The organism is Psychrobacter sp. T6-5 (assembly GCF_052258485.2).
Classification (GTDB): Bacteria; Pseudomonadota; Gammaproteobacteria; order Pseudomonadales; family Moraxellaceae; genus Psychrobacter.
Genome location: NZ_JBQQEY020000001.1, coordinates 2,498,543 through 2,511,943, shown reverse-complemented (window position 1 = coordinate 2,511,943; position 13,401 = coordinate 2,498,543). Strand labels below are relative to the sequence as shown.

9 protein-coding genes and 1 pseudogene are annotated in these 13,401 nt (G+C 45.0%); 2 read left to right on the top strand and 8 right to left on the bottom strand.

Annotated features, from left to right (window positions below; all coding sequences use genetic code 11):
* Window positions 1–129: 129 nt before the first annotated feature.
* The 7 genes and pseudogenes from purH to mrcB form a co-directional block, all read right to left on the bottom strand.
* Window positions 130–1,710, bottom strand: coding sequence for a bifunctional phosphoribosylaminoimidazolecarboxamide formyltransferase/IMP cyclohydrolase (gene purH / locus ACTXGK_RS25320; RefSeq protein WP_443514975.1), 1,581 nt, complete (start codon window positions 1,708–1,710; stop codon window positions 130–132).
* A 149-nt stretch (window positions 1,711–1,859) separates the two neighbouring features.
* Entirely contained in the window at window positions 1,860–2,222 is a 363-nt protein-coding gene (gene fis / locus ACTXGK_RS25315) for a DNA-binding transcriptional regulator Fis (RefSeq protein ID WP_443514977.1), read from the bottom strand.
* 148 nt (window positions 2,223–2,370) lie between these two features.
* A complete protein-coding gene (locus tag ACTXGK_RS25310; RefSeq protein ID WP_522910250.1) occupies window positions 2,371–3,318 on the bottom strand; it encodes a DUF3426 domain-containing protein in 948 nt (315 codons plus the stop codon).
* Window positions 3,319–3,519: 201 nt separating this feature from the next.
* Window positions 3,520–3,627, bottom strand: a pseudogene (locus ACTXGK_RS25305) (MJ0042-type zinc finger domain-containing protein); the annotation flags it as partial.
* Window positions 3,628–3,786: 159 nt separating this feature from the next.
* Window positions 3,787–4,713: a 50S ribosomal protein L11 methyltransferase gene (prmA, locus tag ACTXGK_RS25300; RefSeq protein ID WP_443514981.1), complete on the bottom strand. Its 927-nt coding sequence runs from the start codon at window positions 4,711–4,713 to the stop codon at window positions 3,787–3,789.
* 70 nt (window positions 4,714–4,783) lie between these two features.
* Window positions 4,784–5,596 carry a tetratricopeptide repeat protein gene (locus ACTXGK_RS25295; RefSeq protein WP_443514983.1) on the bottom strand — a complete coding sequence of 271 codons (813 nt, stop codon included), beginning with the start codon at window positions 5,594–5,596 and terminating at the stop codon, window positions 4,784–4,786.
* A gap of 46 nt (window positions 5,597–5,642) precedes the next feature.
* Window positions 5,643–8,147 carry a penicillin-binding protein 1B gene (mrcB, locus tag ACTXGK_RS25290; RefSeq protein WP_443514985.1) on the bottom strand — a complete coding sequence of 835 codons (2,505 nt, stop codon included), beginning with the start codon at window positions 8,145–8,147 and terminating at the stop codon, window positions 5,643–5,645.
* 369 nt (window positions 8,148–8,516) lie between these two features.
* Between mrcB and ACTXGK_RS25285 the strand changes: the two genes are divergently transcribed.
* The gene (locus ACTXGK_RS25285; protein WP_443514987.1) at window positions 8,517–11,306 is read left to right on the top strand and encodes a heavy metal translocating P-type ATPase; all 2,790 of its coding nucleotides are present in this window, start codon (window positions 8,517–8,519) and stop codon (window positions 11,304–11,306) included.
* Between the two features lie 102 nt (window positions 11,307–11,408).
* Here ACTXGK_RS25285 and ACTXGK_RS25280 read toward each other — a convergent pair whose 3' ends face one another.
* The gene (locus ACTXGK_RS25280; protein ID WP_058024171.1) at window positions 11,409–12,131 is read right to left on the bottom strand and encodes a Bax inhibitor-1/YccA family protein; all 723 of its coding nucleotides are present in this window, start codon (window positions 12,129–12,131) and stop codon (window positions 11,409–11,411) included.
* Between the two features lie 263 nt (window positions 12,132–12,394).
* Here ACTXGK_RS25280 and ACTXGK_RS25275 point away from each other — a divergent pair, with 263 nt between their 5' ends.
* Entirely contained in the window at window positions 12,395–13,399 is a 1,005-nt protein-coding gene (locus ACTXGK_RS25275) for an NAD(+) kinase (protein WP_238037334.1), read from the top strand.
* The last annotated feature ends 2 nt before the right edge of the window (window positions 13,400–13,401 follow it).

The following is a 13,401-nucleotide window of genomic DNA, read 5'->3' as shown; positions in this document are numbered from 1 at the left end:
ACAGTGGCTTTTTTAACGGGTAATACTTTAACTGTAGTCACCATTAATATTATAAGAGACTAGAAATTAGTAGCAGTAACAAATACAAGTGCTGCGACTAATACCAGCTTTAAATTAATATGTGATTACTTAGTGGCGGAAATGACGCATGCCAGTGAATACCATCGCAATACCGTGCTCATTAGCAGCCGCAATAGTTTCATCATCACGCATAGAGCCACCTGGCTGAATGATAGCAGAGATACCCACTTCAGCAGCATTATCGATGCCATCACGGAACGGGAAGAAGGCATCTGAGGCCATAACGGCACCTTCAGTGGCCAGTCCAGCATGCTCTGCTTTGATAGCAGCGATACGTGCTGAGTTAACACGGCTCATTTGACCCGCGCCAACACCGATAGTACGTTGACCTTTCGCATAAACAATGGCATTCGATTTGACATATTTTGCCACATTCCAGCTGAACAATAGATCTGCTACTTGTGCTTCAGTTGGTTGTACGTCAGTGACGATTTTTAGATCATTTGCCGTAATCAAACCAAGGTCTTGCTCTTGTACGAGCAGGCCACCATTGACGCGTTTGTAGTCAAGCTGACTATCACGCTGATCTGGCGCTGGTAGCTCGCCACATACCAATACGCGCACGTTTTTCTTAGTAGCAGTCGCTTCAAGCACACCGTCTTCAATGCTAGGCGCAATGATGACTTCTACAAATTGATTATCGATAATGGCTTTTGCCGCAGCAAGCGTCAGTGGACGGTTGAATGCAATGATACCGCCAAAAGACGACTCAGGATCAGTGCTAAAAGCAGTGCGATAAGCAGCTACTTGGTTATTATCAACCGCGACACCGCAAGGATTGGCATGCTTAACGATAACGCAAGCTGGTGCACTAAAGGCTTTAACACACTCAAGGGCTGCGTCAGTATCAGCGATATTATTGTATGATAGCGCCTTACCTTGCAGTTGCTTAGCCGTTGCAATAGAAGCTTGCTGGCTTTTTAAAGGCTGGTTTTCAGTGTAGAAAGCGGCGTTTTGATGTGGGTTTTCGCCATAGCGAAGATCTTGCGCTTTTTCTAGCTGTACATTGAATGTACGTGGGAAGTTCTCTGGTTCCTGCGTCTCATTGACACGGCTGCCTAAGAAGTTGGCAATCATACCATCGTACTGCGCAGTATGCTCAAAGGCCTTCACTGCCAAATCGTAACGTAGAGCTGTTGTCAACTCAGTGCCACCATCTAAAGCAGCCAGTACACGGTCATAATCAGCTGGATCGGTTACGATGCCGACATGGGCGTGGTTCTTTGCGGCTGAGCGTACCATGGTAGGACCACCAATATCGATATTTTCGATAGCATCGTTCATCGTCACGTCAGCACGCGCAATCGTCTCAGCAAACGGATATAGGTTCACAACAACCAAATCAATGCGCTCGATTGCGTGATCATTCATGACAGCATCGTCTGTACCACGACGTCCCAAGATACCACCGTGAATTTTAGGGTGCAGGGTTTTAACACGGCCATCCATCATCTCAGGAAAGCCCGTATAGTCAGACACTTCCGTCACAGCGACATTATTTTCTGTAAGTAATCGATAAGTACCGCCAGTAGAGAGTAAGCCAAAACCTGCTTTGATAAGGCCTTGAGCAAACTCAACAATATTGGATTTATCAGAGACCGAGAGTAGGGCAAGTGGGGTTGTACTCATAAAAAATCTTCCATAAAAAAAGCCTGACGTAAACGTCTGGCAAGGTGATGATGGCAATAGCGGTAGACTATATCGCGATAGATAAAGCCATGCACATTCAATTGCCATGCATGATGATTATTAATAATGGGTGAGCTCATATAGCAGTGCTACATTAAGTCGTAAGTTTTGAGTTTTTTGCGTAAAGTGCCACGATTGAGGCCTAATATTTGTGCACACTTGGTCTGATTGCCTCGAGTTTTCTCTAGAACCACTGATAATAGAGGCTCTTCGACTTGCTTTAAGATAAGCTCGTACAAATCGGTAGGCATCTCATCACCTAGCATAGCAAAATACTGGCGAACGACACGCTCAACATGTACACGCAAAGGCTGCTGTGCGCTACTCGCAGCACACTCTAATGGGAACTCAACATCGTGAGCGACATGGCGATGATCTTCTTTATTATAGTCGGCAGGATGCTCAGAGCTCTTAGCAAAATGATGGGCATGATGCTGTGCATGAGGTGCCATAAGATAATATCCTTGAAATGAAAAAAGAGTCAAACCATAAGATGTCAGAATAATAGTATATCAAATTAATATCGTCTAGCGCTGACAGATTGACGGCTATCTTAAAGTCAGCGACATGTCAGGTTTATTCTATTGCTAAAAATAGTATTTAATAAAGTGGTGTCATCGTAACTTCGCGAATTTGTGCATTATCAACGGGTATGGTAAATAGTAGTTGTCGGTTATTACTAGCAGCTAGCTGGCTTGGCTTACCCAATAAATAGTCGTTAGGCGCTGCTATAAACTCTCCAATGAGGTTATCTGTCCCATAAACACTGACTTTTATATTTGGATAGAGCTGTGCTTTTGTGCTTTGATTGTTCAAGGTCGCACTGATATCGCTAAACGCACCTGTTGTTTTAATTTGACTTGATCGATGACTTGGATTGGCGATAGTCAAAGCTGTCAGATCAGCGCTTGGCAAGCTACACGCCGCAATAGAGCATACCGTTTGGAGGCGCTGCGCATTGGCAGGGTTTTTGACTAATGTCTCTAGGTTAAACATAACATACTGCGCAGCAAGTAATAGTGCTAATACTAAGCATCCCAATATCCAGAGAATAGATGCAATTGAATGTGTTGTGGATGTTGGCGCAAACTGTGCATGTGCCTTGTTTGCGCGTTCTGTAACAGAATTGTCTTCGTCCCTAAGAGGTACACCCATATCTATCAGTAGTTGTGATAAATCTGTACTATCTACTGATTTGGCTTCGCGTTTATTTTGTTCCTCAAGAAGTGCTTCTAGCCATGAGTTATCAGCTGTGTCGTTGATACTCGCATGAATATTATTGGCAGCAGTTGAGCTCAGTACTTCTTGCGTCATTGATGAGTGTTCTGTTGCAATACGATCGGTAGGGGGTGCTACAAATTGCTCTTGGCTTTTATTATTGGTTTTAGAAAATATGGTTGTCGAGTTGTCAGTTGTCGTGGCAGAATGGGTATCGCTCACTTGCGTCAGCCAAGCATCCATGCTGTCTAGTGAGTCGTATTCTACAATGTTGTCTTCTGGCTCATCGATATCCATATCATCATAGATCAAGTCGTCATGAATCAACATATCAGATGAACGTTTCTTATTGAGTGAGGGCTTCGCAGTATTTGATATATTAAGTGCTTGATTACGACTACTGGTAGAGCTCTCGGGTTGATTACTCAGCTTGGATTGAGCATTTTGATGTGTTGTAGCAGTATGTTGAGTGGAGGAGCTGTTGGAGGTGTCAGGGGTTACAATAAGGTGTTGATTGACCGAAAAACTTTTTTGGCACTGAGTACAGTTAATAGTAGCGTTGGCTTTATTTAGTTGATTCTGTTGCACTTTAAAGCAAGCTTGGCAATGAGGACATTGAGTTTTTATTGGGGTGGTCATAGGGTCGAATCCAAAAAAGTATGGTTATCTATACCGCTTAGCCACTCACCAACAGCTACCATGCTTTTTGAAATTCTACAAATCATGAGCAACGACAGAGTGGCGTCAAACATGTAACGTTTGACTGCCCTCTATCGTAACAGATGTAATTAAATGTTGCTAGCTAGTAAATGTACCAGACAAGCGCTGCCAATGCTGGTCTTCTTGTGCGGTAAAGGCATGCTTTGGATCGAGTGCAAAATAGGGTTGATAAGCTTCCATGACTTGTTCAGTCTGTGACTCGATTAAACCTGCCAATACGATGCGACCTTTTGATGCGATCAATGTCGAAAAGTAAGGTGCTAAGCCAATTAAGGGTTTGGCTAAAATATTGGCGACAATCACTTCTACAGGCAAAACATCGTTTTGTGAGCAGTAATCTGTGAACTCTTCGGGTAAGAATGCTTGCAGACGGTCACCGACATGATTGCGTACCGCATTTTGATTGGTTGCGAGTACAGCTTGTGGATCGATATCGACTGCATACACTTGGCGTGCACCTAATAATAGCGCGGCGATACCCAAAATACCTGAGCCGCAGCCATAGTCGATGACTACTTTATCTGTCAGGTCTTGCTCTGTTAACCAGTCGAGACAAAGACGAGTCGTGGCATGATAGCCAGTACCGAAAGCTAAGCCTGGATCCATAATGATATTAGTCGCCTCTGGATTGGGCGGCGTGAGCCAGTCTGGCACAATCCATAAGTCATTAGCGCATTCGATAGGATGGTAGTTACTCATCCATTCACGCTCCCAATCCTTGTCATCAACAGCCGTTAGCCAAATACGAGTAGCCTGTACTTGTGCGGCGATTTCATGACTGAGCTGCTCAACAGCCTGACGGCTACCATCATCAGTGGTGGCATCAAATAGCCCTGTCAGTATGACTTCATCCCATAGCGGTGACTCACCGGGAAGTGGTTCAAACAAAGGCTGATCACCTGCATCATCTAAGGCAATAGATAGTGCGCCAGCTTCTAATAAAAGCGCTTCAGCCAAATCGACGTTTGATTTTTCACATTGTAAATGCAGTTGTTGCCATGCCATAACGATAACCCTAAGCTAAAATAAAAATAAATGTATGTTTTGGATAAATGATAACTGTAGTGAGCGATTATTAGCGTAAAGCTCGTCTTGCTTCACTAACGACGCGTGAGTTACCTTGAGCTTGCCCTGATTGTAAAATGATTTGCCACAGCGCTCGTCTGCGACTGGCATCTTGAGAAACGCTAAGGCCACGGCGGGCCATTGCTTCTGCCTTACGAGGTTGGTGCTTTTTCAATGCCACTTGCGCCAGATAAAAATATACGGCTGACGATTTGGGTGCCAAGCGCTGTGCACGGGTAAAGCTGTTTTCAGCATTCGTTAATTGTCCTGATTTCAGTTGATTAACGCCCACCTGCATCAAGTTACGAAATGCAGGCAAGTTACTGTTATTGCTTGCTGATTGTTGAGAGCGTTGCTGCGAGTTTTTTCTTGCCTGTTCTAGTAGATCATTGTGTGACGGTACGGCCGGCTCAGAGATGATATAGTCATTGCGCGATGGTATGGCAATGCCCAGATCAGGCTCTGTCGCCACTGGAGTAGGTGGCTCAAATACAGGCGTTTCTTGTGTCAATGGGTTCGGCGACTCGAGCTGCTCAGGTGGAATATAAGGCTCAATTGGGTATTCGTTCTCATCATCTGCTTCAACGATGGGTGCCTGAGTGACAGTAGTGGTCGATGTCACTGGCGGCTGTGATGATGGGATTGTTTGAATAGGTGTTGTTTTCATTGCAGCTGAGCTATCTGGCGCAGTCTGGCATGCGCTGAGGCTTAGCATGCTGCAAACGATGCCGCCTACAACTAGAGTATTCGCTGACGCAAATTTTTTCTGCCACCAAGACAATGTTTGTGTCACAGAGGCAGATTGCTGTAGAAATGAGACCATGTTGAGACCTTTTTTAAATATCAGACGCTACATATTAAAAACAATGTTAAAACCATTCAATAGCACGGTCATACCACGTATCAGCGCGGTTTTGACTTTCATTATTTTGTCCATTACTGTCTTCTGAATCACCAGCATCAACCGCTTCACCATTTGGGATATCTAAACCTTCGCGACGACGTTGCTCATTGATTGCACTCTGCTGATTTTGGAATTGCGATTGCTCGCGAGCACGGTCTTGTTGATATAAGCTAAGCGCGCAGCTACTGGCTTCCTCTGGTAAATGTGCTGACATGACAGGTAAGTAGCGAGCATTGGCACAACGTTCATTAGACAGCTTGCCTGAGTTGTTCTCGAGCCACAACCATTCGATACCTTCTGGCTCTGGTAGCGCCACCGGAGTGAGTTTGAGGCGTTTCATATAATCGACCCAAACCGGTAGAGCACCAGTACCACCACTCAAGCCAATGGGCTTGTTGTCATCACGACCAACCCAAACAACACTAACATAGTTACCACTGTAGCCTGCAAACCAAGCATCACGGTAGTCGTTTGTCGTGCCCGTTTTACCGGCAAGATTTAGATTACTGCCAAGTGATTGAGCACGTCTAGCAGTACCGTTTGACACCACTTGTTGTAGCGCGTAGTTGGTCAAAAAGTTGGTCTCAGGTGGAATACTGCGCTGAGTATTGAGTCCGGTACGCTGCAAAATACGACCGCGATCATCAATAACCGTGCGAATACTATGAATAGGCGTGCGGAAACCGCCAGTCGCAAAGACCTGGTAAATACCTAACATGTCCATAGGGCTTAGATTGACAGACCCTAATAATGCCGATGGGTATGGCGGTATTTCTTCTTTAACGCCCATGCGTTTTAGTTGTTTAGCAAAAGTATCAACCCCAAATTCCATACCTAAGCGTACAGCCGCTTGGTTATAAGATTGCGACAGCCCTGTGGTCAATGGCACATAGCCATGATCACGGTTATCATAGTTTTTAGGACTCCAATCGGTACCATCATTCAGGTTGACTGTGATAGGTGAGTCATCCACTGAGCTTGCTAAGTTATAACGACCACTCTCAAGCGCGGTCATATAAATGATTGGCTTCAATAGAGAGCCAACTTGACGCTTGGCATCGACAGCGCGGTTAAAGCCCGTGAACTCACTACCGCTACCGACGACAGACACCAACTCGCCAGTTTCAGGGTTGGCACTGACGAGCGCGCCTTGTAAGTCTTTGGTTTTGCTACCGCTACGGCGTAGTTCGCCAAGTTTTCTATCAACCGCCTTATCTGCTGCCAACTGAGCAATAGGGTCTAGGGTACTAATGATGATTAGACCTTCATTTTTGAGATCATCAGAGTAATAGACATCATTGAGCTCGCGTTTGACGATGTCCAAAAAGTCAGGGAACTGGCTCTTGCCCTCAGCAGGCTTGTCCACGATACCAAGCGGCTGTTTTAGGGCTTTGTCATAGTCTTCTTGACTTAGCGTGCCCATTGCGAGCATGTTACCAAGCACTACGTCACGACGAGCTTTTGAATCATTTGGATTACGACGTGGGTTGTAAATGCTCGGACCTTTTGCCATACCAACTAGCATGGCTTGCTGATCTATACGCAGCTCGTTAAGTGGTTTATCAAAATAGAACTGTGAGGCCAAACCAAATCCATTGATAGAGCGATTGCCGTTTTGACCCAAATAAATTTCGTTCAAATAGGTCTGTAAAATTTCATCTTTACTATAATGCAGCTCAAGTAGTACCGCCATCAACGCCTCATTGGCTTTGCGTTTGAGGGTGCGATCAGAGTTGAGGTAAAAGTTTTTGATCAGCTGCTGGGTGATGGTCGAGCCACCTTGTCTAGCACCACCAGTAAAGTTATTGATTACGGCACGGGCGATACCACGTATCGAGACGCCTTTATGCTCATAAAACGCGCGATCCTCGGTGGCAATCAAGGCATCAATCAGTGGCTGAGGCACGTCATCTAAAGACACAACCATTCGATCTTCGTTACTGTCTGGATAGATACCACCGATACTCACTGGCTCTAGACGAATGATGCCGCTTTTGGCAGGTAAAGTGCTTTGAATAGAGTCAACTTTATTGCCAGCAATGGTCATTTTGATGACTTGCTCAGCATCTATATCGCTCGAGCTATAGGTAAAGCCGCGTGTATGGATAAAATAAGTATTACCCGATCTGTGATAAGTACCAGTACGATCATAAGACTTGTTGCTTTGATAATTAAGCAACTCCAGCCACGTTTTCATCGTATCTCTATCGATATTGGCACCTTGATATAGCTCAAGCGGCTGTGAGTATACTTTAGCTGGAATATCCCAGCGCTTGCCTTCGAACTTATGGGTAATGGTGCGATCAAGCTTGACCAGATACAGTGCAAATAGCACCATGCCAGCGATGATGATAATTAAGAGAAGACTACTAAATACCAAGCCGCGCTGCTGTGAAGGTAAGGCATTCATAGCAGGTTTAGATGATGGTGATAGCTTGGTACTTGGTAACTTAAAATTGGATTTTTGCACGGATGTCGCACCATTTTTGGATAAAAAACTGCCTCATAATGACGCAAATTGACAAATTTTTCAATCTATCATCGTTAACGAGGGCATTCATTGGTATTAGACCATAAGCAATGGTACTGCCTAGGGTGATTGCTTGTAGTATAATCTCTATTAAAATACTGATACTTATAATCAAGTATCAGCATCTTTCAATTGGGTTAATAAACGCCATATAAGATAACAATCTATGATAAGTACCATGATGTATTTTGTATGAATCCGCCGTTGCTGTTAACTATTTTGAAAGACCTTAAGTACAGTCAATGATAGAAACCTTGCTTAGAGTGAGTGCCCTTTAAACAAGCCTATCCAAAGGAAGTACGTCCGATTATGTCTAGTATTCCATCATCAGTATCATCTGCTACCAATCATTCTTATGAAGACAACTCCATCACTGATGGCTTGGTGCTACCCCTTGCTGATCACTGCTTCCATTGCGGCGATCCAGTGCCTCAGCCACCGTTTTATACTGAGATACTAGGCAAGTCACGTGAGATGTGTTGTATGGGCTGTCAGTTAGCAGCTCAGAGTATTGTAGAGGCTGGGCTTGAGCAGTATTATCTTGACCGTTCAGAGATTAATCGTACGGCAAGTTTACCAACTCAGCTGACACGCCTCGAAGCCTATGATCATGACGAGATAAAATCGCAATTCGTGTATGCGCAAGACGGTCTGTCAGTAGCAGAGCTGTCTGTTAATAACTTACGCTGTGCGGCCTGTACATGGTTGATTGAGTCGCGTCTTGATGAGCTAGAAGGCATTAATAAATGTCAGGTGAATTTGACCAACCAGCGTATGCGAGTGATTTGGAATGAAGATAAGTTACCGATTAGCCGGATTTTAGCAGTTATCAATGAGATCGGCTACGAGGCCAAGCCTTATCGGCAAGATACCCATGAAGCCATGCTGGCGCGTCATAATAACCAAATGCTATTGCGTCTTGGTATCGCTGCACTGGGTTCAATGCAAGCGATGATGTATGCCGTTGCGCTGTATTTTGGTGAATATAGCGATATGTTGATATTTCAGCGTGATTTTTTGCGTTGGGTCTCTTTGTTTGTGAGCACGCCTGTCTTCTTTTATGCCGGTATTCCTTTTTTCACATCCGCATGGTCAGCAATTCGTGCGCGCCAAGTCAATATGGATGTGCCTGTTAGTCTTGCCTTAATCATTACCTTCTTTGCCAGTTTATACGCCACTATCACTGGACAAGGGGAAACATACTATGACTCCGTCAGCATGTTTATTTTCTTTTTGCTGGCAGGACGCTATATCGAGCACAATGCCCGTCTAAAAGCCGCGACCATGGCCAATGATCTGGTCGTAGTAGAGCCAGTATTGGTACAAAAAGTGGCTGAAGACAAATCAGCAGCAGAGCGTATTTTGCAGCAGATCAGAGACAATGAGTCTCAACAAAGTGAAGCCATCGAAGATGAGGCGAAAAAGGTATCAGGTGCGACGGCAGAAATTATGCCTAAGTTTATGAAGGGTATTGATGCCAATATTTATCAGCTCACATCACGTATTGCTCAAGATTGGCAGCAGTCACGTAATCAACAGAATGCGTTATCACAGTTAGAGGAAGATATAGTATCAAAGCAGATGGTGACAGCTCATAGTTTGCAAGTGGGTGACATTATTTTGGTTGAAGCGGGTTCTGAGATTATCAGCGACGGTATCTTGTTAAGTTCAACCGCCACCGTGTCTCAAAGCCTACTGACGGGCGAAGGTGATTTGATTATCAAGTCCCAAGGCGATTATATTGTTGGCGGTGCGCAAAACGACAGCCAGCCGTTTGAGATGTTGGTGACAGCGCTACCAAAAGACAGTCAAATAGGTCTGATTGATAGACTGATGAACCGCGCCATGAGCGAGAAGCCCAAACTGGCGCAGCAAGCAGACAAGCTGGCACGTTGGTTTGTCGCTCGCATTTTGGTGCTGTCAGTTTTAGTATTTGTTGGCTGGTATATCGTTGACCCAAGCCAAGCAATTTGGGCAACAGTCGCTGTATTGGTTGCTACTTGTCCTTGCGCCTTGTCCTTGGCGACGCCAATTGCCTTGACCGTCTCGACCAATCGTTTAGCCAGCTATGGTTTTTTGACGACGCGCGGGCATACGCTGCAAACATTGGCTGAAATCACGCATGTCGCTTTTGATAAAACAGGTACGCTGACCTATGGTAAGCCAAATTTATTAAATATTGAGATAATCGAGCCAGTAAACCAGACTGATTCTGTTAACTCACCATCAACAGCACAAAAAGACACGCTATTGGCAATCGCGGCTGCCTTAGAAGTAGGGAGTCGCCATCCCATTGCGCACGCGCTGCTGACCGCTGCCTATCAGCTACATTTACCACCGACGAGGGCCATGCAGCATTATCCAGCAGGCGGGGTGGAAGCTATGATTGATGGCATGGTATATCGCATTGGTCATGTGAATTTCGCATTAGACAATGATGTAAATAGTATCGATAAAAACAATGATTTGACCATTGACTTAGTGGCTCAGCGTGCCAGCTCAGCGGTTGTCTTATCGAGCCAGAAACCTGATTCAAATGACTGGCAGGCGCTGGCGTGCTTTTATTTCAATGACAAGGTACGTGATAGTACCCAGTCGATGCTCGATACGCTCAAAGGGCTAGGTATAGAGTCTGTGATGTTGACGGGTGACCCAAGCCCGCAAGCGCTCGTGATGGCTGAGAATTTAGGGATACAGTCAGCTTATAATGGTCTATCACCGACTGATAAAGTCAATCATATCCAGCAGTTGCAATCTAAAGGCGCTGTCGTACTGATGGTGGGTGATGGCATCAATGATGCGCCAGTATTGGCGGCAGCAGATGTGTCTACCTCGATCGCCGGTGCCGCAGATTTGGCACAAGTATCTAGCGATAGTATTATTTTGAATGGACAGATCGAAGCCATTACGGCGGCTAAACGTATATCTGACAAAACAGAGCGTATTATCAAGCAAAACTTCCGCTGGGCTCTGGCTTATAATAGTATCGTGCTGATACCAGCGGCTTTAGGTTACGTGCCACCATGGCTTGCAGCGATTGGTATGTCATTTAGCTCATTGTTTGTCGTGTTAAATGCGCTACGCCTAAAACGCGCTTAGTTAAGAAAGACTGTAAAACCTGCCCATAAAAAAACCGCCTGCAACTATGAATAGCTAAGGCGGTTTTTTCTGTACAAAATTTCTATTAGACAGTTTGTTCAATTAGTCTTGTAGATAGCTCAATAGACGCATAAACTCAATATACATCCAGACTAGAGTGGCAAGAATACCAATGCTGAACAACCATTCGTAGTCTTCAGAAATACCCATCGCCACGCCGCGATCGATATTATCGAAATCCAACAACAGCGTGAAAGAAGCGATAACGATGACAAATAAGCTAAAGCCAATAGCGATAGCACCACCTTCAAACAAGAATGGTAAGGTTGAACCAAACGCTAGAGACAGTACCCACTGTGCTACATAAACAAGCATAATGGCAATCACGGCTGAGGTCACGATAGAGCGGAACTTTTCAGTGACCTTAACCAAACCTGAGCGATACAGCCCTAGCATGACCGCTGCTGTGACGAAGGTCGCACACATTGCAGTGACTGGTACGGTTGGATACATTCTCATAAAGAATAATGAGATACCGCCCAAAAAGATACCTTCTAGCAATGCGTAAGGCACAGCCAACGTCTTTGCTTTTTGCGGTTTGAAGGTAATAAAAAGGGCAAGAACAAACGCAGCAATCATGCTACCAAAGGCTGCCATGGTAATAAAACCTTGCGATAAACCTGCCATAAGCGCATAAAAGAAAAAGCCCACACCAGTAATAGCTGATAACCCAAGTAACAGGCTGGTCTTTTGAATAACGCCTTTGACCGTCATTGGATTACCGCCGATCGCAAGTTCTGCGCGACTGACAATAGGATTGGCCATACATAAGTCCTTAATAATAAAATATAAAAATAGAGATGCTGCTACTTTAGCAAAACCGCCGTTATTGTCAACTGTGTTTGCGTGACAGCTCAACCTAGTAGTCTCAAAACCTAAGCAGACAAGCAAGTATGAGCAAGGCATCTGATATATTTTATATGGGGCCAGTTACGACAGTTAACAACGATAATTCATAAACATGCTAGTCTAAGCGCGCATTTATCGCTATTATTGCCCTGTACTTCACCGTTATACCGAGTCGTTTTATGGAAAACTCAGCGCAGTCAGCAAGATTGCCACACTTACACGAGTCAGAGCTGTTCCACGCTATCAAAAATCCTGCTTTTAGGCGTATTGGCTTGATGGGCCGTGCTGGTAAACGCAGCGTCACGCAAAGTCTGGTACAGATTGCCCAAACCATCAACGACATGAATTTGACGTTGATCATGGATGTACAAACGGCCAACTTACCAACGCTTAACCTCACGGAAGTAGAAAGAGTCAAAATCGTTAAACGTGGCTTGATTGGTGAGATTTGCGATTTGGTCATCGTTGTTGGTGGTGATGGGTCGATATTGCATGCTGCTGAAGCATTGGCACGCTACCGTGTCCCAGTATTAGGGGTTAACCGTGGTCGTCTCGGGTTTTTGGCAGATGTCAAACCTGACGAAGCAGCATTTAAGCTACGCCAAGTATTGATGGGCGATTATCAGCTGGATCATCGGTTTTTATTGACGATGGAGATACGAGAAGGGCGCAAAATCATTCATGAAGACATGGCGCTAAACGACATCGTACTACACGCCGGTAAATCGGTACATATGATCGATTTTCAGATGAAGATTGACGGACATGATGTTTATAGGCAGCATAGTGATGGCTTGATAGCAGCGACACCGACTGGTTCAACTGCTTATGCCTTGTCCGGTGGTGGCCCCATTATTCATCCAAGTATGGATGCCATTTGTCTGGTGCCCATGCATCCGCATACATTGTCTAGTCGTCCGATTGTCGTCAGTGGTAATAGTGAGGTTTGTATTCGTATTCATGAAGACAATCGCACGCAGCCGATGGTCAGCGCAGATGGCAAACCAAGCGTACCGCTTGAGCAAGAACAGCGCCTATATATTCGTAAGCATCCCGATAAGCTCACTTTATTGCATCCGCCTGGGTTTGACTTTTATGAAGCCTGTCGTACCAAGCTGCACTGGAACGTACATGCCGAAGAATTCAGTCTGGATGTCGATGATGATATTATAGATGATGAATGAGC

What these genes read in the sequence shown, in the direction of transcription:
- ACTXGK_RS25285 (WP_443514987.1), top strand. Translation starts at nt 8,517, where the DNA reads ATGTCTAGTATTCCATCATCAGTATCATCTGCTACCAATCATTCTTAT.
- ACTXGK_RS25275 (WP_238037334.1), top strand. Translation starts at nt 12,395, where the DNA reads ATGGAAAACTCAGCGCAGTCAGCAAGATTGCCACACTTACACGAGTCA.
- ACTXGK_RS25280 (WP_058024171.1), bottom strand. Translation starts at nt 12,131, where the DNA reads ATGGCCAATCCTATTGTCAGTCGCGCAGAACTTGCGATCGGCGGTAAT.
- prmA (WP_443514981.1), bottom strand. Translation starts at nt 4,713, where the DNA reads ATGGCATGGCAACAACTGCATTTACAATGTGAAAAATCAAACGTCGAT.
- ACTXGK_RS25295 (WP_443514983.1), bottom strand. Translation starts at nt 5,596, where the DNA reads ATGGTCTCATTTCTACAGCAATCTGCCTCTGTGACACAAACATTGTCT.
- purH (WP_443514975.1), bottom strand. Translation starts at nt 1,710, where the DNA reads ATGAGTACAACCCCACTTGCCCTACTCTCGGTCTCTGATAAATCCAAT.
- ACTXGK_RS25310 (WP_522910250.1), bottom strand. Translation starts at nt 3,318, where the DNA reads ATGTTGATTCATGACGACTTGATCTATGATGATATGGATATCGATGAG.
- fis (WP_443514977.1), bottom strand. Translation starts at nt 2,222, where the DNA reads ATGGCACCTCATGCACAGCATCATGCCCATCATTTTGCTAAGAGCTCT.